Consider the following 20,693-nt stretch of genomic DNA (forward strand, 5'->3'; position numbering starts at 1 on the left):
GAGGACGTTACAGGTGGCTGTCCAGGAACGCGGTGAGCTGCGACTTCGACAGCGCGCCGACCTTCTGCGCCGCCACGGCGCCGTTCTTGAAGAGGATCAGCGTGGGGATGCCGCGCACGCCGAACTTTACCGGCGTCGACTGGTGCTCGTCGACGTTGATCTTCGCGACCTGAAGGCGGTCGCCATAATCTTTCGCGACTTCATCGAGAATCGGCGCGATCATCTTGCACGGACCACACCACTCCGCCCAGAAGTCCAGCAGCACGGGCTTGTCGGATTTCACGACGTCCTGTTCGAACGATGCGTCGCTGATATGCTTGATTTGTTCGCTCATTGTATGAATACCTCTTTCGATTCGAGGCTGAGTAAATTGCTCGCCACGATACACCAAAACTGAAAATTCATCCGGGGCCGCCTTGGCGGCCAGACCGAACCCGAGTCATACGTCCGAATCACACGCCATTCGCACGCAAACCGCGTGGCCCAGCCGATTGCCGACGCCAGTGTAGCCTAAATCCCTATGCGTTGCCGACGGTGATAGTACTCATGCCGCAAGCAGGGTTTCCGTCTTGCAGACCACATTCGGCGGGACATACGGGCCGTGGCACGGGCAATTTCGCGGGGCCTTTTCGTGCGATACCTTGTGCTCCTGCACGCTATCTGGAGGCGGCGCGGGGCATTGCAAGAGGGTGGCTACCCATGCCGCGCAACGATGTCTGGAGCGGCTCGGCGCGTTTTTTCGCACCGCAGCAGTCGCATTGGCGCGCGACCGATGTTAGAATGCGCCGTGACGGGCCTCCTCGCATGGAGGGGCGGTCAACCTGGTCAGGTCGGGAACGAAGCAGCCACAGCCGTTTTCCGCCAGTGCCGAGGGTCAGGCTCGTCACCTTCCTCTTTTTTCTTCCGCTTCCCCCCAGATACGAGTTTGACGCCGCGCCATTGATTGCGCGACGCGGCTCTTCGTTCGTCGTATTTGCCACGCCTGCATCGCCACTGTTTTCGTCGTCTGTAATCGCCGGCTCGCGCCATTGCGCGGCGGCCGCGAACCGGGCATTGGCCGCCTTTCGATTCATCTGGACGCGCGGGCGTTGCTGATACAATTTCCCGATGACCTATCAAGTTCTCGCACGCAAGTGGCGACCGAAGGATTTCGCTTCGCTCGTCGGACAGGAGCACGTGGTGCGCGCGCTCACGCATGCACTCGACGGCGGCCGCCTGCATCACGCGTACCTCTTCACAGGCACGCGCGGCGTGGGCAAGACGACGCTGTCGCGTATCTTCGCCAAGGCGCTCAACTGTGAGACTGGCGTGACGTCGAAGCCCTGCGGCGTGTGCCGCGCGTGCCGGGAAATCGACGAAGGGCGCTTCGTCGATTACGTCGAGATGGATGCGGCGAGCAATCGCGGCGTGGACGAAATGGCCGCGCTGCTCGAGCGTGCGGTCTACGCGCCGGTCGATGCGCGCTTCAAGGTCTACATGATCGACGAAGTGCACATGCTCACGAACCACGCCTTCAACGCGATGCTGAAGACGCTGGAAGAGCCGCCGCCGCATGTGAAGTTCATCCTCGCGACGACGGACCCGCAGAAGATTCCGGTCACGGTGCTCTCGCGCTGCCTGCAGTTCAATTTGAAGCAGATGCCGGCGGGCAACATCGTCGAGCATCTCACGCATATTCTCGGTGAGGAGAAGGTCGAGTTCGAAGCGCAGGCGCTGCGCCTGCTCGCGCGCGCCGCCGACGGCTCGATGCGCGACGCGCTTTCGCTCACCGACCAGGCCATTGCTTATTCGGCCAACCAGGTCACCGAGGAAGCGGTGCGCGGCATGCTCGGCGCGCTCGATCAAAGCTATTTGATCCGCCTGATCGACGCGCTCGTGGCCGGCGACGGCGCGAGCGTGCTCGCCATCGCCGATGAAATGGCGCTGCGCAGCCTGTCGTTTTCCACGGCGCTGCAGGACCTCGCGAGTCTGTTCCATCGCATGGGCTGGGCGCAGTTCGCGCCTGCTTCGGTGCTCGACGAGTGGCCCGAAGCCGACGACATTCGCCGTTTTGCAGAAGCCGTGAGCCCGGAGCAGGTCCAGCTTTTCTATCAGATCGCGACCCTCGGCCGCAGCGAACTCGGCCTGGCGCCCGACGAATACGCCGGCTTCACGATGACGCTGCTGCGCATGCTCGCGTTCGAGCCCTCCGTGAGCGCGGGCAGCGTGGGCAGTGCGCCGGCGTCGAAGCCCGCTGCGGCGGGCATGGGCACGCGTGCGGCGGCTCCGGTAGCGGCGTCGGCGCGCAGTGCGTCGCCTGCCGTTGCGCAGCCGGTCGTGCCGAAGCCGGCAGCGCCGGTGCCGCAGCCGATAGAAGCCGCACCGGCGAAGTTGCCCGTTACCGAGCCGCAAGCGAGTGCGCCTGCGCCGCTCGCGACGCCTGCAGCCGAAGCGCGCGTCGTCCCGCCCTGGGAAGACGCGGGCGAGCCCGCGCCGAACCTGGGCACAGCGCCGCAAGCTGCGCCTGTGGCCCCGGTCGAGCCGGCGGCGGCCGCTCCTGCTGCGCCAGAAGAGACGCAATCTGTGCAGAGCGTGGCCGCCGCGCCCACACCCCAATTCGAATCTCGTGAGGAACCCGCCGCTGCGGCGTCCGCACGGGGTGGCGCAAGCGCTGCGCTCGACGTGCTGCGCAGCAAGGGCATACGCGCTGCCACGGGCCGAGGTCCGGCTGCCGCTGCCGGCGTGGCCGCTCCTGCGCCCGCGCCGAAGGCCGCACCGCGCATGGAAGTGAAGGTGCCGACGCCCGATCCGGCTCGCCGCGCCGCCGCCGCGCAGGAAGCGCAGGCGCGCCAGCCGGCGCGCAACGCAAACGCGCAGCAGGACGCCTCGGGCGCGCCGCCGTGGGACGATATCCCGCCCGACGACTACGTGCCGCTCGGCGCCGATGATGCATACTTCGCGCCCCCCGACGACGGCTTCGTGGCCGCCTACGACAGCGAGCGGTCCGCACCGCGCGCCGCCGCTTCGGTGCCGACGCCGTCGCCGGCCGTGGTCGACGTGAGCAAGCTGCCGCCGGGCATTGCGCTCGATCCGATCGGTTTCGAGGGCGACTGGCCCGCGCTCGCCGCCACGCTTTCGCTCAAGGGCATCTCGTACCAGCTCGCATTCAACAGCGAGCTGACGGCGCTCGAAGGTACGCTGCTCAAATTGAGCGTGCCCGTGCCGCAGTACGCCGAAGCCTCGCAGGTGGCGAAGCTCAAGACGGCGCTCGCCGAGCGTCTTGGCAAAACCGTTGAAGTGAGCGTGGAAGTCGGCCCCGCGCGCCGCACGGCGGCCGCGCTCGACGCCGCCGTGCGCGCCCAGCGTCAACGCGAAGCCGAGCGCGAGATCGGCGCCGACCCCTTCGTGCAGCAACTGATTCGCGACTTCGGCGCGAGCATCGTGCCGGGCTCGATCCGGCCGGTCGCGCCGGAAGCCGCATCGGGCGGCGCTCAGGCCGCCCACTGAATTGCGCCGCGCGGCGCGGCAAGCGTCGCGCGCTTTTGAGCGCATCGATTCGAACGACTACGATCCAGAAGGAGCAGTGACTATGTTGAAAGGCCAACTCGCAGGGCTCATGAAGCAAGCCCAGCAGATGCAGGAAAACATGAAGAAGATGCAGGAGCAGCTTGCCCAGATCGAAGTCGAGGGTCAGGCCGGCGCCGGTCTCGTCAAGGTCACGATGACCTGCCGCAACGACGTGCGCCGCGTGTCGATCGATCCGAGCCTGCTCGCGGACGACAAGGACATGCTCGAAGACCTCGTGGCCGCGGCGTTCAACGACGCGGTGCGCAAGGCCGAAGCCACGTCGCAGGAAAAGATGGGCGGCATGACCGCCGGCCTGCCGCTGCCGCCGGGCTTCAAGATGCCGTTCTAAGGAACGTGGCGAGCGCCGCGTCTGCTTCTGGCAGGCCGGCGCCCGCGCGTGCCGCGTGCCGTGCCACGGCTGGCACGGCTGGCACGGCTGGCACGGCTGGCACGGCTGCGCGGGCGTCATGGCGTCGAAAGCAGCAAGCAGCATCAAGCAGCAGGAAGCACCCCGAAGCCGGTTCCGCTTCAAACTCCGTCGCGCGTCTCGCGCTGAATCCGCATGAAACAACCTTCCGCTCTCGCCGCTCTCGTCGAGGCGCTGCGCGTGTTGCCAGGTGTCGGGCCGAAGTCGGCGCAACGCATGGCCTATCACCTGATGCAGCACGACCGCGACGGCGCCGAAAAGCTCGGCAACGCGCTCCTGTTCGCGACCGGGAATCTGAAGCACTGCGAGAAGTGCAATACCTTCACCGAAGCTCAGGTGTGCGAAACGTGCCTCGACGAGGAGCGTGACCCTACGCTGCTGTGCGTCGTCGAAACGCCGGCCGACCAGATCATGCTCGAACAGACCATGACGTACCGCGGCTTGTATTTCGTGCTGATGGGGCATCTGAGTCCGCTCGACGGGATCGGTCCGAAAGAGATCCATTTCGACCGGCTCGTGAAGCGCGCGTCGGACGGCGTCGTCAAGGAAGTGGTGCTCGCCACCAATTTCACGAACGAGGGCGAGGCGACGGCCCATTATCTCGGCCAGACGCTCAAGGCGCGCGGACTTGCCGTCACGCGCCTAGCACGCGGCGTGCCGGTGGGCGGCGAACTCGAATATGTCGACGCGGGCACCATCGCGCGCGCCATGCTCGACCGGCGCTCAATGTAGCGTCCCGCCAGGCTTCGATCGCGGCGTTCCGAGATGGCGCCGCTCGCCGAACAGAACGAAAGGAGACACCATGAGCGCAGCCGCCGCTTCCCCCGATTCCCAATCGAATGCATCCGCAGCGAAAGGCACGGGCCCGCTCGCGGGCGTCAAAGTCCTCGAACTCGGCACGCTGATCGCCGGCCCGTTCGCGGCCCGCTTTCTCGGCGAATTCGGCGCCGAGGTCATCAAGATCGAAGACCCCAAGGGCGGCGATCCGCTGCGCAAATGGCGCAAGCTCTACCCGGAAGCGGGCGGCACGTCGCTCTGGTGGGCCGTGCAGGCGCGCAACAAGAAGTCCGTCACGGTGAATCTCAAAGCCGAAGAGGGCAAGGAGATCGTGCGGCGGCTCGCGAAGGAAGCCGACATCGTCATCGAGAATTTTCGGCCAGGCCTGCTCGAAAAGCTCGGCCTCGGCTACGACGTGCTCTCGAAGGAGAATCCCGGCCTCGTGATGGTGCGGCTCTCGGGCTACGGCCAGACCGGCCCGTATCGCGATCGTCCGGGTTTCGGCGCGATCGCCGAATCGATGGGCGGCCTGCGCCACATTACCGGCTATCCCGATCTGCCGCCGCCGCGCATCGGCATTTCGATCGGCGACTCGATTGCCGCGCTGCATGGCGTGATCGGCGCGATGATGGCGCTTCATCATCGCAACATGAATGGCGGCAGCGGCCAGATCGTCGATGTCGCGCTCTATGAGGCCGTGTTCAACATGATGGAGAGCGTGGTGCCCGAGTACGGCGTGTACGGCATGGTGCGCGAGCGCACCGGCGCGTCGCTGCCGGGCATCGTGCCGTCGAATACGTATCCGTGCCGGGACGGCAGCATCGTGATCGGCGGCAACAGCGATCCGATCTTCAAGCGCCTGATGATGGCCATCGACCGCACGGACCTTGCGAACGATCCGCAACTCGCCCACAACGATGGCCGCGTGCCGCGCACGGCGGAGATCGACGGCGCAATCGCGGCGTGGCTCTCCACGCGCACCATCAACGAAGCGCTCGACGTGCTCAACGCCGCCGACGTGCCGGTGGGCCGCATCTACAGCGTGGCCGACATGTTCGCCGATCCGCAGTTCGCGGCGCGCCAGATGATCCAGCAGTTCCGCTGGCAAGCGCCGGATGCGAAGGAAGGCGAGGGCGTGGACATCGCGCTGCCCGCGGTCACGCCCAAGCTCTCGGCGACGCCCGGCGACACGCGCTGGCTTGGCCCTGCGCTGGGCGAACATACCGATGAAGTCCTGAAGACGCTGGGCTATGACGGGGACCACATTGCACGGTTGCGCGAGCAACACATAGTCTAAGGCGGTGCGCATCATGCAAAACGGCTCGCCGGATGTTCACCGGCGAGCCGTTTTCGTTTTGCGTCGTCCTGCGTGACAGGAAACGTTCAGGGCTCGATCACGATCTTGCCCGTCACCTTGCGCGAGGCCATGTCCTTGAGCGCCTGCGCGGTGTCCGCGAGCTTGTAGCGCTTCGAGACGTACGGCTTGAGTTTGCCTTCGCCGATCCAGCCCACCATTTGCGCGAACGCTGCCGCGTTGTGCTGCGGCTCGCGACGCGCGAAATCGCCCCAGAACACGCCGACGAGGCTCGCGCCCTTGAGCAGCGCGAGATTGAGCGGCAGCCTGGGAATCTCGCCGTTCGCGAAGCCGACCACGAGATAGCGGCCGCGCCAGCCGATGCTGCGGAACGCCGGTTCCGCATACTCGCCGCCCACCGGGTCGTAGATCACGTCGGGGCCTTTGCCGTCGGTGAGCGCCTTGATGCGCTCGCGCAAGTCCTCGGTGCTGTAGTTGATGGTGGCGTCCGCACCGAAGCGGCGGCAGACTTCGAGCTTCTCCTCGCTCGAGGCGGCCGCGATCACGCGCGCGCCGAGCAGCTTGCCGATTTCGACAGCCGCGAGACCCACGCCGCCCGCCGCGCCGAGCACGAGCATCGTTTCGCCTGCGCGCAGCGCGGCGCGATCGACGACGGCGTGATGCGACGTGCCATACGCGAGCGTGAAGGCGGCGGCCGTCGCGAAATCGGCGGCCTCGGGCAGTGCCACGCAGGCCGACGCGTCCGCAAGCGCCTGCTCGGCGAAGGCGCCAGTGCCCACATACGCCACCACGCGCGTACCGGGCTCGAGCTTCACGCCTTCTCCCGCCGCGCGCACGACGCCCGCGAGTTCGGCGCCAGGCGTGAAGGGCAGCGGCGGCTTCATCTGATACTTGTTCTCGATGATGAGCACGTCGGGAAAGTTGACGGCCGCTGCCTTCACGTCGATCACGACCTGACCCGGGCCCGGCACGAGGTCGGGCGAGTCTTCGAGCGTGAGCGAGTCGGGCGGCCCGTACTGGTTGCAGCGGATTGCGCGCATCGTGTCTCCTGTCTTTTCCGGTTCGGTGGCTTGCAGTGGCGTCGGTCATGCATTCGCTACAGCGGGACAGTGTACGGCAATCCGCCGTAATGCGAACGATCGTGCGATTTATTTCGCGTCGATGACAAGTGCCTTTCGAGCCGTGCCGTGGATGCGAATACGCCCCGGACCGGCGCGTGATTTCGACGTGCAGCCCAGCGGCAGACACGCACTGCCGCAAGGGCCGGGCTGTCGTTCGCGTGCCTTCTTTCCTCGGTTACAATCGCTCGATGCGAATACTACTCAGCAACGACGACGGTTATCTCGCCCCCGGCCTTGCGGCGCTTTATGAAGCGCTCAAGCCGCTCGGCGAAGTCACGGTCATGGCGCCCGAGCAGAACTGCAGCGCCGCATCGAACTCGCTTACGCTGTGGCGCCCGCTGTCGGTGTTGCGATCGGCGAGCACCGGCTTCTATTACGTGAACGGCACGCCCACCGACTCGGTGCACATCGCGCTCACGGGCATGCTCGACCAGCAGCCCGACCTCGTGGTCTCCGGCATCAACAACGGCCAGAACATGGGCGAGGACACGCTGTACTCGGGCACGGTGGCCGCAGCCACCGAAGGCATCATGTTCGGCCTGCCGGCCATTGCGTTTTCGCTCGTCGATAAAGACTGGGTGCATCTCGATTCCGCCGCGCGCGTCGCGGCCGAGATCGTTGCGCATTACCTCGCGAACCCGTTGCCGGGTCATCCGCTGCTGAACGTCAACATCCCCAACCTGCCGTACGACGAGCTTGGTGACTGGCGCGTCACACGCCTCGGCAAGCGTCATCCTTCGCAGCCCGTGATCCGCCAGACCAACCCGCGCGGCGAGCCGATCTACTGGATCGGGCCGTCGGGCAGCGCACGCGACGCGAGCGAGGGCACGGACTTCCACGCGGTAGCGAACGGCCATGTGTCGATCACGCCGCTGCAACTCGATCTCACCCATACGCAAATGTTGTCCGCGACGCACGACTGGGCGCGCAAGGGCGGCAGCGCTTCATGACGGGCGAGCGCACGAAGCGTTTTCCGCTCGGGCTTGCGGATCTCGTACGCGAGCCGCGCCGGCGCGACGCGCGCCCGGGCGATGCACGCACGTCGCTCGCGGGCGCGGGCAACAGCGGCCCGTCGAAAGCGGGCGTCGGCGCGCTCGCGAAGCCCGTCGCGAAGGTGGGTAATCCGGCCGTTGCGAAGTCCACCGCGAGCACGCCGTTCAAGGCGCCGCCTGCGAAGCCGGTCAATGCGAAGCCGGTGAGCGCGAAGCCGGCGAGTTCGATCAAGCCTGCGCATCCTGCCGGCAACGCGGCCGCGACGCGCGGCGCCATGCCGGGCGGCGTGAGTGTGCCGCGCGCCGCGGTGGCCGTCACGGGCGCGCCCGCCGTTGCGCTCAACGGCGCGCATGCGCTGACTTCGGAACGCGTACGCGAACGCATGGTCGAACGCCTGCGTGCGAACGGCATCGCCGATGCGCGCGTGCTCCAGGCGCTCGCGGCCGTGCCGCGCCACATGTTCATCGACCCGGGTCTCGCTACCCAGGCCTACGAAGATGCGGCGTTGCCGATCGGTCATCACCAGACCATCTCGAAGCCTTCCGTGGTCGCGCGCATGCTCGAGCTCGCGGGCGCGGGCCGCGTGCTGGAGCGCGTGCTGGAAATCGGCACCGGCTGCGGCTATCAGGCAGCGGTGTTGAGCCAGATCGCGCGCGACGTGTATTCCATTGAACGCATCAAGCCGTTATACGAGCGTGCGAAGACGAATCTTCGTCCGCTGCGTATCCCGAATATCCGCTTGCACTACGGCGACGGACGGCTCGGTTTGCCGTCGGCGGCGCCGTTCGACGCGATCGTGATCGCCGCTGCGGGCTTCGACGTGCCGCAGGCGCTGCTCGAGCAACTCGCCATCGGCGGGCGGCTCGTGGCGCCGGTCGCGGTGTCCGGCACACAGAGTGCCGCCGGCGAAGCGACGCAGGTCCTCACGCTCGTCGAGCGTACGGGGCCGGCGCAGTGGCGGGAGTCACGCCTGGATCGCGTTTTCTTTGTCCCCTTAAAATCTGGAGTGATCTGAATCCGATGAGTATGTTGCGCGCGATCAAAAGAAACCGCCTGAATGTCGACCTGCCCGAAGCCACGCTGATCGCAGCCCAGCGCGGCGCCGCGGTCGCCGCGCTCTGTCTTCTAGCGGCATGCGCCACGCGACTCGATCAGGCACCTGTGGTGGACCGCACCGCGCCGCTCGGCACGGCGGCCGCACAACCTCCGGTGCCGCTCGGGCCGCCGCCTCCGGGATATTACCGGGTGAAGCCGGGCGACACTGTCTATAGGATTGCGCTCGAAAACGGCCAGAATTATCGCGACATCGCGACGTGGAACAACCTCACCAATCCGAACCAGATTGAGGTGGACCAGTTGTTGCGCGTCGTGCCGCCGGGTGCGAATCCGTCGGCGTACACGCCCGGTGTCGTGACCGCGCCGGTGCCGGGTGTGGGTGCCGCGCCGGGCGCTCCGGCAGCGGGGACGCCGGCACAGCCGCCGATCTACGGTTCGGGTGCGAACGCAGCGCCGCCGACGGCCGCCGTGCCGCCGCAGCCGGGTGCAAGCGGCGGCGACATGGCCGCGGCGCCGGGCGGCAACATCGCGCTCGCGTGGCCGGTGCGTGGGCCGGTGCTCAACGGCTTCGACGATACGAAGAACAAGGGCATCAATATTGGTGGTGCGCCGGGCGATCCTGTCAAGGCAGCCGGCGATGGACGCGTGGTTTATGCCGGAAATGGGCTGCGCGGTTACGGCAATCTCATTATCATCAAGCATGACGCGACGTTTTTGACCGCGTATGCACACAACCGGACTTTGATGGTAAAAGAAGGGGATGCGGTCACCAAAGGTCAGAAGATCGCCGAAATGGGCAATACCGACTCGGACCGGGTGATGCTGCATTTCGAAGTACGCCGTCAGGGTAAGCCCGTCGACCCACTGAAGTACTTGCCGCCGCAATAAAAGCGAGCCGACCATGCCGAAATCGAAGCGCCGTCTGCAGCAATCCGAGTCTGACAGCCAAGCCGCCCAGGTTTCGGTGGAGGAAGGCGCGCAGGCGGCCGACGACGACGCTTCGCCCGACGTCGACGGCGGTCGCGATTTTGAGGAGCGCGAGGAGCGTGAGGAGCGTGAAGAGCGCGATTCCCCGGCCGACGAAGGCGGCTCGGGCGAGGGCGCCGAAACCGCCGATGCCGCGCCCGACGCCGACGATTTCCGCGCCATGCTGCAGGCCGAACTCACGGCCGACACCATCCAGCATTATCTGAACCGGATCAGCGTGAAGCCGCTCCTCACCGTCGAGGAGGAGCAGCGCTACTCGCGGCTCGCCAAGGCCGGCGAGTTCGAAGCGCGTCAGGTCATGATCGAACGCAATCTGCGCCTCGTCGTCAGCATTGCCAAGGGTTACCTCAATCGCGGTGTGCCGCTGCTCGACCTGATCGAGGAGGGCAACCTCGGCCTCATGCACGCGATCGAGAAGTTCGATCCCACGCGCGGCTTCCGTTTCTCGACGTATGCGACCTGGTGGATCCGCCAGAGCATCGAGCGCGCGATCATGAACCAGGCGCGCACCGTGCGTTTGCCGGTGCACGTGATCCGCGAGCTCAACCAGGTGCTGCGCGCGAAGCGACATCTGGAGAAGAATTCGCTCAACGCCGATTCGGCCTCCGAGCGCCGCGACGCGAGCATCGACGACATCGCGTATCTCACCGGCAAGACCACCGAGGAAGTCACCGACATTCTCGCGCTCAACGAACACACGGCCTCGCTCGACGCGCCGCTCGACCTCGACCCGGCCAGCAGCCTGCTCGACCTGCTCTCTGACGACCAGAGCCAGTCGCCCGACGCCGAAGTGCAGCATCGCGAGCTGGAAACGCTTACACGCGCGTGGCTTGGCCGTTTATCCGATAAGCATCGCCACGTCATCGAACGGCGCTTCGGGCTGAACCATATCGAGCCCGCCACGCTCGAAGAGCTGGCCGACGAAATGGGCCTCACCCGCGAGCGCGTGCGGCAGATCCAGCAGGAAGCGCTGGTGCGCCTCAAGCGCTTTTTCGCTTCGAACGGCGTGCGCAAGGACGCCGTTCTCTAAACCCTCGCAGTCCATCTGAATGACAGTTCCTGTACTCGTATTCGACATCGAGACGATTCCCGATGTCGACGGCATTCGCCGTCTCGACGATCTGCCCGCCACGCTCACCGACACCGAAGTCGCCGAGCACGCCTTCGCCGCGCGCCGCGAGAAGACCGGCAGCGATTTCCTGCCGCATCACCTGCAGCGCGTCGCCGCGATCTCGTGCGTGTTTCGCGACGGCCAGGGCTTTCGCGTACGCTCGCTCGGCACGCCCGAAGACGGCGAGGCGCGCCTGATCGATTCGTTCTACCGCACGATCGAGAAGTATTCGCCGCAGCTCGTTTCGTGGAACGGCGGCGGCTTCGATTTGCCGGTGCTGCACTATCGGGCGCTCGTGCACGGCATTCGCGCGGTGCGCTACTGGGAAACGGGCGAAGAGGACCGCGAGTTCAAGTGGAACAACTACCTTAGCCGCTACCACACGCGTCACACCGACCTGATGGATGTTCTCGCGATGTACCAGCCGCGCGCGAACGCGCCGCTCGACGCGCTCGCGAAGCTCTGCGGTTTTCCGGGCAAGCTCGGCATGGATGGCGGCCAGGTGTGGACCGCGTTTCAGGAAGGCCGCATCGAGGAGATCCGCAACTACTGCGAAACCGACGTGGTCAACACGTATCTGCTTTATTGCCGGTTTCAGATGATGCGCGGCGGTTTCACAGAGCGCGAATATGCGGATGAGATCGAGTTCGTGAAGCAGTCGCTCGCCGCGGAAACCGCACCGCATTGGGGCGAGTATCTCAAGGCGTTCGCTAGCTAGGCACGGCGAAATCTCTCAGCCCAGTTCGAGCACGATCGGCTGATGATCGGAAGCCTGGGTCGCGCCGTCTATCTCGCAGCTTTGCAAGCGTGGGCGCAAATCCTCCGTGACAAAGACGAAGTCGCACGCGAGCGGGCCATCCGACCATTGCTTCGTGTCGTAGACGCCGGCCGTCGGCGGTGGTGTCGCGCCCGCATGCAGCGCGGTCCACGCGTCGATGAAGGCGGGGCTGCCCGCGAGCGGTTCAAGCATGCGTGTGTACGCCTCGCTGCCCCACGCGCTGTTGAAGTCGCCGCAGACGATCGCGGATAGCGGGCGCGCGGTGCGGGCGAACGGGCCGACATCGTTTTCGGCGGGCGCGGGATGCGCCGCGTGATCGGCGGCTTCCTGCTGCAGGCGCCGCAATTCGTCCACTTGCGCGAGCCGCTGGCGCAGCGAATAGAACTCCAGATGCGTGACCACCACGCGCAGCGCGCCGCCCGGCGCGTCGAGCACGGCTTCGAGCGCCACGCGTTGCATCGAGGGTGCGGTGGAATCGGCGGGCCACGGCAGGGCGTGGCGAAAAACCTGCGCGAGCGGCAAGCGCGTGGCGAGCGCGTTGCCGAACTGGCGGCGCGGCATCTGCGCCGTGTCTTGACTGGAGGCTTGCGCGTCGCGCGGCGCAGGCAAGTCGGCCCCGATTGCCTCGATGATCGTGTAGCCGGGCAGCAGCGAGTGCAGTTCGGCGAACTGATCGTCGCCGGGACCACCCGGCAGCGCGCGGAAGCCGCGCGTGATCTCCTGCAGGCATAGCACGTCGAAGTCGGCGAGGCGCTGCGCCTCGCGCACCGTGCGCGCGAGATCGACGACGCCAGAAGCGTCGCGCCCCCACTGCACATTCCAGCTCACCAGTTTCATCGGCACGCTCCTCGCAAGGTGCGGCGGCGGTTCCCGCAAGCACGTTTAAACCCTAGCCTGGTTTCTCGTGGCGTGTTGTATGACAAATGCGAAAGCAGCGGCGCAGACGAGGCGCAGCGCGCATGATCGGACCCGTACGAAAATTCCAGCGACGGAGCGCGGGCGCAGACTTCGACTACAATCTCGCCTTCGCCCACAATTCACTCATCGTCAGTCAGGAATCCGCTGGTGTCTCAAGCTGCCCCCGACCCTCAAGCCGAGCCTGCCCAGGCCGCGCCCATGCCGTCCACGCCCCCGAAAAAGCGCAGCAAGCGCGATCGCCGCGCCGAGAAGCGCGCCGCCGTCGAAGCTTCGGTCGCTCATGCCCCCATTCTCGAGATCGAGTCGCTCGACATGGAGGCCCGCGGCGTTGGCCGCACCGTGACCGAGACGGGCGAGCCCGGCAAGGTGATCTTCGTCGAGGGCGCGTTGCCGGGCGAGCGCGTGACCTACCTCAGCTACCGCAAGAAGCCCACGTTCGAACAGGCGCAGGTGGTCGACGTGCTGCGCGAGAGCGCGATCCGCACGAAGCCGCAATGCGCGTTCTTCGGCACCTGCGGCGGCTGCTCGATGCAGCACCTCGACGTGCGTGCGCAGATCGCCGTCAAGCAGCGCGTGCTCGAAGACAACCTCATGCACCTCTCGAAGGTGCGTTCGGAGACGATGTTCCGGCCGATTCACGGGCCGTCGTGGGGCTACCGCTATCGTGCGCGCCTCACGGTGCGCAATGTGCCGAAGAAGGGCGGTGTGCTGGTCGGCTTCCACGAGAAGAAGAGCAGCTACGTGGCCGACATGACGAGCTGCGAAGTGCTGCCGCCGAACGTCTCGGCGATGCTCGTGCCGCTGCGCCATCTGGTGGCCGCGCTGTCGATTCGCGATCGCATGCCGCAGATCGAACTCGCCGTGGGTTCGAGCGTGACGGCGCTCGTGCTGCGCATTCTCGAGCCGCTCACGGCCGCCGACGAAGACTTGCTGCGCGCGTTCGCGGACGAGCACAACGTCCAGTTCTGGCTGCAGCCGAAAGGCCCGGACACGGTGTTTCCGTTCTATCCGCTCGACAAGGAACTGGACTACACGCTGCCCGAATACGGCATTCGCATGCCGTTCAAGCCGACGGACTTCACCCAGGTCAATCACCAGATCAACCGCGTGCTGGTGGGCCGCGCGCTGCGCCTGCTCGCGCCGGAGGCGGGCGACCGCGTGCTCGATCTGTTCTGCGGCATCGGCAACTTCACGCTGCCGCTCGCGCGTCTCGCGCGCGAAGTGGTGGGGATCGAAGGCAGCGATACGCTGACGGCCCGCGCGCTGGAAAATGCGCGCGCCAACGGCGTGGACGGCCACACCTCGTTTGCGTGCCGCAACCTGTTCGAAGTCACCGCCGACGACATTCGCGCGCTCGGCCACTTCGACAAGTTCCTCGTCGACCCGCCGCGCGAAGGCGCGTTCGCCATTTCCCAGGCGCTCGCGGAAATCGCGCAGAGCGGCAATGGCCCGCTGCCCAGGCGCATTGTCTATGTGTCGTGCAGTCCCGGGACGCTGGCGCGCGATGCGGGGGTGCTCGTCAACGAGGCCGGCTACCGCCTAAAGGGCGCGGGCGTGGTCAACATGTTCCCGCACACGTCGCACGTGGAATCGATTGCGCTGTTCGAGCGCGATTGAAGAAACCCGCAGCAGCAGTGCTGGCGCGAAGCCTACGCTGCTGAAGCCAAAAAAAACGCCACGGGAAACCGTGGCGTTTTGCTTTGCAGCGTGCCTCTCAGGCGAGAGGCGCGGCGATCACCAGATCTGCCACCAGGACTTGTCTTCCTTGCCGGGGCGCGCGTGACCGGTGATGTACGGGCTGTCCGGGAAGGTGCCGGCGAGCACGCGGCGCGTGTCTTCGGCAAGCTGCGGCTGATCGAGCTTCTGGTACGACAGGATCATGATGTGCAGCGCGTCTTCGATTGCCGGCGCGCTCTTGTAGTCCTGAATCGCGAGTTGCGCGCGGTTGATGGCCGCCACATAGGCGCCGCGGCGATAGTAGTAGTCGGCGGCGTGCACTTCGTGCGAGGCGAGCGCGTTCACGATGTAGCGCATGCGCTGGGCGGCGTCCGGGGCGTACTTGCTCTGCGGATACTTGTCGACCACCACCTTGAAGGCGTCATACGACTCGCGCAGCGACTTCGGGTCGCGCTCGCTCATGTCCTGGCCCGAGAAGCGGCCGAACAGACCCAGGTCGTCGTTGAAGTGGATCATGCCCTTGAGGTAGTACGCGTAGGCAACGTCCGGGTGATCCGGGTGCAGCTGGATGAAGCGGTTGATCGCCTGGTCGGCGGCGTCGTTCTCGTTGTCCTTCCAGTTGCAGTAGGCCACGTTGATCTGCGCCTGCTGGGCGAAATGGCCAAACGGGTCGCGGCCCTGGAGTGCTTCAAAATATTTCGCGCACTTGCCCCAGTCGCCGCCGGCGAGCGCGTCCTGAGCCTCCGTATATAATTTGTTGTTGTTCCATGCCGCCGTTTCGTCGGTCTTTTCCGGCAGGCCGTGGCAGGCCGCGACCACGGCGAGCGCCGCGCCGCAAGCAGCAAGTCGAATGATGTTGCCAATCTTGCCGAGCGTGTTGGCTCGCGTCGCGCGCATTGCGTTTCGGGCCACCGCGTGTTGGGCCAGTTTCGTAATCGTGTTCAAGGCTCGCATTTATCCAGTCCAGCTTCAGGTCCACAGGTGACCCAGACTCAATGACCCGTACAGTTATTCCGGGGGCCGGCGCTCCCGGCGCCCAAAACAGCATCAGAGATTATAGCCTGGGCGATGCGCCCGATGACGCAGCCGCCAGTGAGGCGCTCGACGACGAACTTGCAGGCGAGGACGCCGGCGGCGCCCCGCGCGAGCGCGGCGGCGAAGCACCGCGCTCGGTTCAGGTGCCCGATGAGCTCGCAGGCGAGCGTCTCGACAAGGTTCTCGCGAAAGTATTTCCGGAATTTTCACGCAACCGCTTGCAGGGCTGGATCGAGGAGCAGCGTGTGCGCGTGGACGGCAAGCCGGCCAAGGTGCGCCAGCCGGTGCCGCTCGGCGCGACCATCGAGCTCGTGCCGGACCTCCTGCCCGAGCAGCTCTCGTTCACGCCCGAGCCGGTGCCGCTCGACATCGTCTACGAGGACGACGCCATCGTCGTCATCAACAAGCCCGCCGGGCTCGTCGTGCATCCGGCCGCGGGCAACTGGAGCGGCACGCTCCTCAACGGCCTCCTGCATCGCTATGGCGCAGCGGCGGCGGGTCTGCCGCGCGCAGGGATCGTCCACCGGCTCGACAAGGAAACGTCCGGGCTGATGGTCGTCGCACGCACGCTCCAGGCGCAGACCGACCTCGTGCGCCAGTTGCAGGCGCGCACGGTCAAGCGCCGCTATCTCGCGCTCGTGTGGGGCAACATGGCCGACGAAGGCACCATCGACGCGCCCATCGGCCGCGACTCGCGCGAGCGCACGCGTATGGCGGTGGTGAAGGGCGCTTCGGGCAAGCCCGCGCGCACACACTTCCGGCGCATCGACAAGGTGCTCTGGCACAACCAGCCCGTGAGCGCCATTCATTGCGACCTGGAAACGGGGCGCACACACCAGATTCGCGTGCACTGCGCGCACATCGGCCATCCATTGCTGGGCGATCCGGTATACGGCCACGCGCGCGGCAAGCGTTCGGTCGCGGCGCTGCCCAATGGCTTCGCGCGCCAGGCGCTGCACGCGTGGCGCCTCGGCCTCGTTCATCCGGTCACGGGCCGCGCGATGCAATGGCGCGCCGAAGTGCCCGACGACCTGGACGCGTTGATCGAGGCGCTCGGCTTCGGCGGCAAGGAAGACGAGGACGAAGTGGGCTTCGATGAAGACATGTTCGACAGCGCCTACACCGACGAAGGCTACGTGATCGGCAGCGACGAGGAAGATTACGAAGACGACGAAGACGACGAAGACGACGAAGACGACGAGCAAGACGAGGACAAGCACGCATGACGACCTGCCCGGAACTGACATCCGACGATTTGCTGCATCCCGACTGGCAGGTTTCGCCGCGCGTGCGCGCGCTGGTGACGACGCGCGACGGCGGCGTGAGCGAGCCGCCATTCGGGCGCTGGCAGGCGGCGCAGGGCGGTGAGGGCGTCGATCTCCCCGGCGGCTTGAATCTTGGCCGCGGCTCCGGCGACGATCTCGCGCACGTCGAGGCGAACCGCGCACGGCTCTTCACGCATGCGGGCGTGCCGGCCGCGTGGCTCAAGCAGATCCACGGTCCCGTCGTGGTCGACGCCGCGCAGGCGCTCGCCGCTGCACGCGCGGGCGCTCCGCTCGAAGCCGATGCGAGCGTGACCGCCGAGCCCGGCATCGCCTGCACGGTGATGGTGGCCGACTGCATGCCCGTCTTGCTGTGCGACGGCGAGGGCCGCGCCGTGGGCGCCGCGCACGCGGGCTGGCGCGGGCTGGCCGCGGGCGTCATCGAGCGCACGGCCGAGCGCGTCGCGGCGCTCGCGGGCTGTGGGACGGCCGACCTGCATGCGTACCTCGGCCCCGCGATCGGGCCCACGGCCTTCGAGGTCGGCGCCGACGTGCGCGACGCGTTCATGACCCATGTTGAGCAGGTCGACGCGGCACGACGCGATGCCCACCGGGCCGCCACCGCGGCGGCCTTCGTGGCGCGCCCCGAGGCGAGCGGCAAATACCTCGCCGATCTCGCCGCACTGGCGCGGCTGCGGCTCGATACGCTCGGCGTGCGCCACGTGAGCGGCGGCGACCTGTGCACGGTCACGCTGCGCGAGCGCTTCTACTCGTACCGGCGCGATCGCGTCACCGGCCGCATGGCCGCGCTGATCTGGCTCAACCCCTGACGCTGCCGCGACGAGCCGCCGCCGTGATGCAGCGCGGCGGCGCGTGGCGAGCCAGACGTTTTTTTGTTGCGCTGCAGCTATTCCCGCAACGCACTGTGCGCCACTCACGGCGCATTAGCTCCCCGATTGCCGCATTGCACTGCAAGCGCTTGCCGCCACGGCGGATTTTTGTGCGCTAGACCGCACAGCAATGTGTCGCGGCAGTTAAACAATTGATTACATCGGGAAAACGATAATTAAAAAAATATCGCAGCGCGGCAAAATCGGGCACAAGCATTGACACGCTTTGCAATGGGGAGCAAGAATGTCCTTCACCCACGGGACAGGTCGTGACGAGCGCCGCAACGGCGCCCGTATGCGTACCACCTGCCTCTCAACCAGTCCTTCGGGACACATCGGTCAAAAGCAGGCATGACGGCATCTCAACGTTCCAAGACTGCCCCGGGCACGGGCGCCTCAACTGATGGTGCAACGCGCGGCAATCCGCCTTTTGCTCCCGACGCAGCCGGCATGCAGCAGTATCTCGACGCGTGGACGAACGCCTGGAAGAGCGCCCTGAATGCTGCGCAGCAAACGGGCGGCGCGGCGCAGCAAGCGCCCTTCGCGGGGCTCGCGGCCAACTGGTGGCCGCCGGCGGGCAACGGTGTTCCGGGCAATCCCTTTGCCGCGGGCAATCCTTTCGCTGCGTCCAATCCGTTTGCAGCCGGCAATCCCTTCGCCGCGGGCAATCCGTTCGCTGCCGGCAGTCCTTTCGGTGCAGCCAATCCATTCGGTGGCGCGAACCCGTTCGAAGGTTTCAAGCTTCCCACGGCGTTGATCGAACCCACGCGGCTGCAGCATCTGCAAGCGGAATATTCGCGCGACGCGCTCGACTTGCTGCGTCAGGCCACCGACACCACGCCCAAGGCGCCCGAACTCAAGGACCGGCGCTTCAGCTCCGACGCCTGGAAGGCCACGCCCGCGTATGCGTTCACGGCGGCGTGGTATCTGCTCAACGCGCGCTACCTGCATGAACTCGTCGACGCGATCGATACCGATGCGAAAACGCGCGAGCGCATTCGCTTCGCCGTGCAGCAGTGGACCGCGGCGGCCTCGCCCAGCAACTTCCTCGCACTCAATCCCGACGCGCAGAGCGCCTTGCTCGAGACCCACGGCGAGAGCCTGCGCCAGGGCGTGATGAACCTGCTCGGCGACATGTCGCGCGGCAAGATCTCGCAGACCGACGAATCGCGCTTCGTGGTGGGCCGCAATCTCGCGACCACCGAAGGTTCGGTCGTGTTCGAGAACGCGCTGTTCCAGCTGATCCAGTACAAGCCGCGCACGGCCACCGTGCGCGAGCGGCCGCTTCTGATCGTGCCGCCGTGCATCAACAAGTACTACATTCTCGACCTGCAGCCCGAGAACTCGCTCGTCGCTTATGCGCTGGAGCAGGGGCAGCAGGTGTTCCTCGTCTCGTGGCATAACGGCGACGCGTCGATCGCGGACCGCTCCTGGGACGACTACATCGAAGAGGGCGTGCTCACGGCCATCGAGACGACGCGCAGCATCAGCGAGCGCGAGCAGATCAACACGCTCGGTTTTTGCGTGGGCGGCACGCTGCTTGCCACGGCGCTGTCCGTCGCGGCGGCGCGCGGCGAACATCCCGCCGCGTCGATGACGCTGCTCACCGCGATGCTCGATTTCGGCGACACGGGCGTGCTCGATGTGTTCGTCGACGAAGCCCACGTGCAGATGCGCGAGCAGACCATCGGCGGCAAGAACGGCGGCACGCCGGGGCTCATGCGCGGTGTCGAGTTCGCGAACACGTTCTCGTTCCTGCGGCCCAACGACCTGGTCTGGAACTACGTCGTCGACAATTATCTGAAGGGCCGTACGCCCGCGCCGTTCGACCTGCTGTTCTGGAACAGCGACTCGACGAGCCTGCCGGGGCCGATGTACGCGTGGTACCTGCGCAATACGTACCTGGAAAACAAGCTGCGTGAGCCGGGCGCGCTCACGGTGTGCGGCGAGGAGGTGGATCTTTCGCACATCGACGTGCCGACCTTCATCTACGGCTCGCGCGACGATCACATCGTGCCCTGGCGCACGGCGTATGCGTCGGTGCCGTTGCTGTCCGGGCCGCTGAAATTCGTGCTTGGCGCTTCGGGCCATATCGCGGGCGTGATCAACCCGGCGTCGAAGAACAAGCGCAGCTTCTGGAGCATCGAGGCCGACGCGAAGCATCTGCCGGAAGAGGCCGATGACTGGTTTGCTGCTGCCGAGGAAAAACCCGGCAGCTGGTGGCCGACCTGGGCCGAATGGCTCGATCAGTACGGCGGCAAGAAGGTGAAGCCGCGTGCGCAAGCCGGCTCGGCGGAATTCCCCGAGATCGAGCCGGCGCCGGGGCGCTATGTGCAGCAGCGCGAGTGAGGCAATTGAAACGCTTGCTGCGGAATTCGGATTAACAACTTGACGGGCGGGGCGCATGGCGCGCCATCGAGCCGCCCGGAGGATCTGGAAATGACTGACATTGTGATCGTATCGGCCGCACGTACGGCGGTAGGCAAATTCGGCGGTTCGCTCGCGAAGGTGGCGGCGCCCGACCTGGGCGCGATCGTCATCAAGGCCGCGCTCGAGCGCGCGGGCGTTACGCCCGAGCAGGTGAGCGACGTGATCATGGGTCAGGTGCTCACGGCCGGTTCGGGCCAGAACGTGGCGCGCCAGGCATCGATCAAGGCGGGCCTGCCCACGGCCGTTCCCGCCATGACGATCAACAAGGTGTGCGGCTCGGGCCTGAAGGCGGTGATGCTCGCGGCCAACGCGATCATCGCGGGCGATTCGGACATCGTCGTGGCCGGCGGCCAGGAGAACATGAGCGCCG

At 66.3% G+C, this 20,693-nt stretch carries 18 protein-coding genes and 1 other RNA gene; 15 read left to right on the forward strand and 4 right to left on the reverse strand.

All coding sequences use genetic code 11. The annotated features are described in order from the left end of the window. Positions 1-7: 7 nt before the first annotated feature. Positions 8-334: a thioredoxin TrxA gene (trxA, locus tag A3CW_RS0118740; protein ID WP_027818380.1), complete on the reverse strand. Its 327-nt coding sequence runs from the start codon at positions 332-334 to the stop codon at positions 8-10. 455 nt (positions 335-789) lie between these two features. Between trxA and ffs the strand changes: the two genes are divergently transcribed. The 5 genes from ffs to A3CW_RS0118760 all read left to right on the forward strand — a co-directional run bounded on the left by ffs (position 790) and on the right by A3CW_RS0118760 (position 6,047). Beyond that, positions 790-888: signal recognition particle sRNA small type (gene ffs, locus A3CW_RS50590), an RNA gene on the forward strand. A gap of 219 nt (positions 889-1,107) precedes the next feature. Then, entirely contained in the window at positions 1,108-3,486 is a 2,379-nt protein-coding gene (gene dnaX, locus A3CW_RS0118745; protein WP_028204937.1) for a DNA polymerase III subunit gamma/tau, read from the forward strand. 82 nt (positions 3,487-3,568) lie between these two features. After that, the gene (locus A3CW_RS0118750) at positions 3,569-3,895 is read left to right on the forward strand and encodes a YbaB/EbfC family nucleoid-associated protein (RefSeq protein WP_028204938.1); all 327 of its coding nucleotides are present in this window, start codon (positions 3,569-3,571) and stop codon (positions 3,893-3,895) included. A gap of 213 nt (positions 3,896-4,108) precedes the next feature. Then, positions 4,109-4,705, forward strand: coding sequence for a recombination mediator RecR (gene recR / locus A3CW_RS0118755; protein WP_028204939.1), 597 nt, complete (start codon positions 4,109-4,111; stop codon positions 4,703-4,705). Between the two features lie 70 nt (positions 4,706-4,775). Continuing rightward, on the forward strand, positions 4,776-6,047 hold the full coding sequence (locus tag A3CW_RS0118760; protein ID WP_028204940.1) for a CaiB/BaiF CoA transferase family protein: 1,272 nt from the start codon (positions 4,776-4,778) through the stop codon (positions 6,045-6,047). Between the two features lie 86 nt (positions 6,048-6,133). Here A3CW_RS0118760 and A3CW_RS0118765 read toward each other — a convergent pair whose 3' ends face one another. After that, entirely contained in the window at positions 6,134-7,105 is a 972-nt protein-coding gene (locus A3CW_RS0118765) for an NADPH:quinone oxidoreductase family protein (RefSeq protein WP_028204941.1), read from the reverse strand. A 269-nt stretch (positions 7,106-7,374) separates the two neighbouring features. On the opposite strand from A3CW_RS0118765, the gene surE reads away from it, so the two are divergent. From surE to A3CW_RS0118790, 5 genes are read left to right on the forward strand one after another with little or no spacing between them, the layout of a single operon-like run. Beyond that, the gene (gene surE, locus A3CW_RS0118770) at positions 7,375-8,136 is read left to right on the forward strand and encodes a 5'/3'-nucleotidase SurE (protein WP_028204942.1); all 762 of its coding nucleotides are present in this window, start codon (positions 7,375-7,377) and stop codon (positions 8,134-8,136) included. Next, entirely contained in the window at positions 8,133-9,194 is a 1,062-nt protein-coding gene (locus A3CW_RS0118775; protein ID WP_028204943.1) for a protein-L-isoaspartate(D-aspartate) O-methyltransferase, read from the forward strand. The genes surE and A3CW_RS0118775 overlap by 4 nt, the downstream gene beginning before the upstream one ends. Before the next feature lie 5 nt (positions 9,195-9,199). Further along, entirely contained in the window at positions 9,200-10,123 is a 924-nt protein-coding gene (locus tag A3CW_RS0118780) for a peptidoglycan DD-metalloendopeptidase family protein (RefSeq protein ID WP_028204944.1), read from the forward strand. A gap of 13 nt (positions 10,124-10,136) precedes the next feature. Further along, positions 10,137-11,252 carry an RNA polymerase sigma factor RpoS gene (rpoS, locus tag A3CW_RS0118785; RefSeq protein WP_028204945.1) on the forward strand — a complete coding sequence of 372 codons (1,116 nt, stop codon included), beginning with the start codon at positions 10,137-10,139 and terminating at the stop codon, positions 11,250-11,252. A gap of 19 nt (positions 11,253-11,271) precedes the next feature. Then, positions 11,272-12,051 (forward strand): 3'-5' exonuclease, encoded by a 780-nt coding sequence (locus A3CW_RS0118790; protein WP_028204946.1) that lies wholly within the window; start codon positions 11,272-11,274, stop codon positions 12,049-12,051. A 15-nt stretch (positions 12,052-12,066) separates the two neighbouring features. Here the strand turns inward: A3CW_RS0118790 and A3CW_RS0118795 are convergent, their stop codons facing one another. Beyond that, on the reverse strand, positions 12,067-12,948 hold the full coding sequence (locus A3CW_RS0118795; protein ID WP_028204947.1) for an endonuclease/exonuclease/phosphatase family protein: 882 nt from the start codon (positions 12,946-12,948) through the stop codon (positions 12,067-12,069). A gap of 279 nt (positions 12,949-13,227) precedes the next feature. On the opposite strand from A3CW_RS0118795, the gene rlmD reads away from it, so the two are divergent. Continuing rightward, positions 13,228-14,646 (forward strand): 23S rRNA (uracil(1939)-C(5))-methyltransferase RlmD, encoded by a 1,419-nt coding sequence (rlmD, locus tag A3CW_RS0118800; RefSeq protein WP_051481561.1) that lies wholly within the window; start codon positions 13,228-13,230, stop codon positions 14,644-14,646. 117 nt (positions 14,647-14,763) lie between these two features. Here the strand turns inward: rlmD and A3CW_RS0118805 are convergent, their stop codons facing one another. After that, positions 14,764-15,603, reverse strand: a complete 840-nt coding sequence (locus A3CW_RS0118805; protein ID WP_035513241.1) for an outer membrane protein assembly factor BamD — start codon at positions 15,601-15,603, stop codon at positions 14,764-14,766. Between the two features lie 98 nt (positions 15,604-15,701). On the opposite strand from A3CW_RS0118805, the gene A3CW_RS0118810 reads away from it, so the two are divergent. From A3CW_RS0118810 to A3CW_RS0118825, 4 genes are all read left to right on the forward strand, one after another. Continuing rightward, entirely contained in the window at positions 15,702-16,967 is a 1,266-nt protein-coding gene (locus tag A3CW_RS0118810; protein WP_028204950.1) for an RluA family pseudouridine synthase, read from the forward strand. Further along, positions 16,964-17,833, forward strand: a complete 870-nt coding sequence (gene pgeF, locus A3CW_RS0118815; protein WP_028204951.1) for a peptidoglycan editing factor PgeF — start codon at positions 16,964-16,966, stop codon at positions 17,831-17,833. The genes A3CW_RS0118810 and pgeF overlap by 4 nt, the downstream gene beginning before the upstream one ends. A gap of 411 nt (positions 17,834-18,244) precedes the next feature. Further along, positions 18,245-20,242: a class I poly(R)-hydroxyalkanoic acid synthase gene (gene phaC / locus A3CW_RS0118820; RefSeq protein WP_407669754.1), complete on the forward strand. Its 1,998-nt coding sequence runs from the start codon at positions 18,245-18,247 to the stop codon at positions 20,240-20,242. 90 nt (positions 20,243-20,332) lie between these two features. Then, positions 20,333-20,693, forward strand: a 361-nt coding sequence (locus A3CW_RS0118825) for a thiolase family protein (RefSeq protein ID WP_028204953.1), incomplete at its 3' end; no start/stop codon positions are given.

It is taken from the genome of Paraburkholderia nodosa DSM 21604, assembly GCF_000519185.1.
In the GTDB taxonomy this organism is placed as follows: domain Bacteria; phylum Pseudomonadota; class Gammaproteobacteria; order Burkholderiales; family Burkholderiaceae; genus Paraburkholderia; species Paraburkholderia nodosa.

Excerpts from the sequence above, each read along its gene's own strand:
- trxA (WP_027818380.1), bottom strand. The coding sequence starts at position 334 with ATGAGCGAACAAATCAAGCATATCAGCGACGCATCGTTCGAACAGGAC.
- dnaX (WP_028204937.1), top strand. The coding sequence starts at position 1,108 with ATGACCTATCAAGTTCTCGCACGCAAGTGGCGACCGAAGGATTTCGCT.
- A3CW_RS0118750 (WP_028204938.1), top strand. The coding sequence starts at position 3,569 with ATGTTGAAAGGCCAACTCGCAGGGCTCATGAAGCAAGCCCAGCAGATG.
- recR (WP_028204939.1), top strand. The coding sequence starts at position 4,109 with ATGAAACAACCTTCCGCTCTCGCCGCTCTCGTCGAGGCGCTGCGCGTG.
- A3CW_RS0118760 (WP_028204940.1), top strand. The coding sequence starts at position 4,776 with ATGAGCGCAGCCGCCGCTTCCCCCGATTCCCAATCGAATGCATCCGCA.
- A3CW_RS0118765 (WP_028204941.1), bottom strand. The coding sequence starts at position 7,105 with ATGCGCGCAATCCGCTGCAACCAGTACGGGCCGCCCGACTCGCTCACG.
- surE (WP_028204942.1), top strand. The coding sequence starts at position 7,375 with ATGCGAATACTACTCAGCAACGACGACGGTTATCTCGCCCCCGGCCTT.
- A3CW_RS0118775 (WP_028204943.1), top strand. The coding sequence starts at position 8,133 with ATGACGGGCGAGCGCACGAAGCGTTTTCCGCTCGGGCTTGCGGATCTC.
- A3CW_RS0118780 (WP_028204944.1), top strand. The coding sequence starts at position 9,200 with ATGAGTATGTTGCGCGCGATCAAAAGAAACCGCCTGAATGTCGACCTG.
- rpoS (WP_028204945.1), top strand. The coding sequence starts at position 10,137 with ATGCCGAAATCGAAGCGCCGTCTGCAGCAATCCGAGTCTGACAGCCAA.
- A3CW_RS0118790 (WP_028204946.1), top strand. The coding sequence starts at position 11,272 with ATGACAGTTCCTGTACTCGTATTCGACATCGAGACGATTCCCGATGTC.
- A3CW_RS0118795 (WP_028204947.1), bottom strand. The coding sequence starts at position 12,948 with ATGAAACTGGTGAGCTGGAATGTGCAGTGGGGGCGCGACGCTTCTGGC.
- rlmD (WP_051481561.1), top strand. The coding sequence starts at position 13,228 with ATGCCGTCCACGCCCCCGAAAAAGCGCAGCAAGCGCGATCGCCGCGCC.
- A3CW_RS0118805 (WP_035513241.1), bottom strand. The coding sequence starts at position 15,603 with ATGCGCGCGACGCGAGCCAACACGCTCGGCAAGATTGGCAACATCATT.
- A3CW_RS0118810 (WP_028204950.1), top strand. The coding sequence starts at position 15,702 with ATGACCCGTACAGTTATTCCGGGGGCCGGCGCTCCCGGCGCCCAAAAC.
- pgeF (WP_028204951.1), top strand. The coding sequence starts at position 16,964 with ATGACGACCTGCCCGGAACTGACATCCGACGATTTGCTGCATCCCGAC.
- phaC (WP_407669754.1), top strand. The coding sequence starts at position 18,245 with ATGACGGCATCTCAACGTTCCAAGACTGCCCCGGGCACGGGCGCCTCA.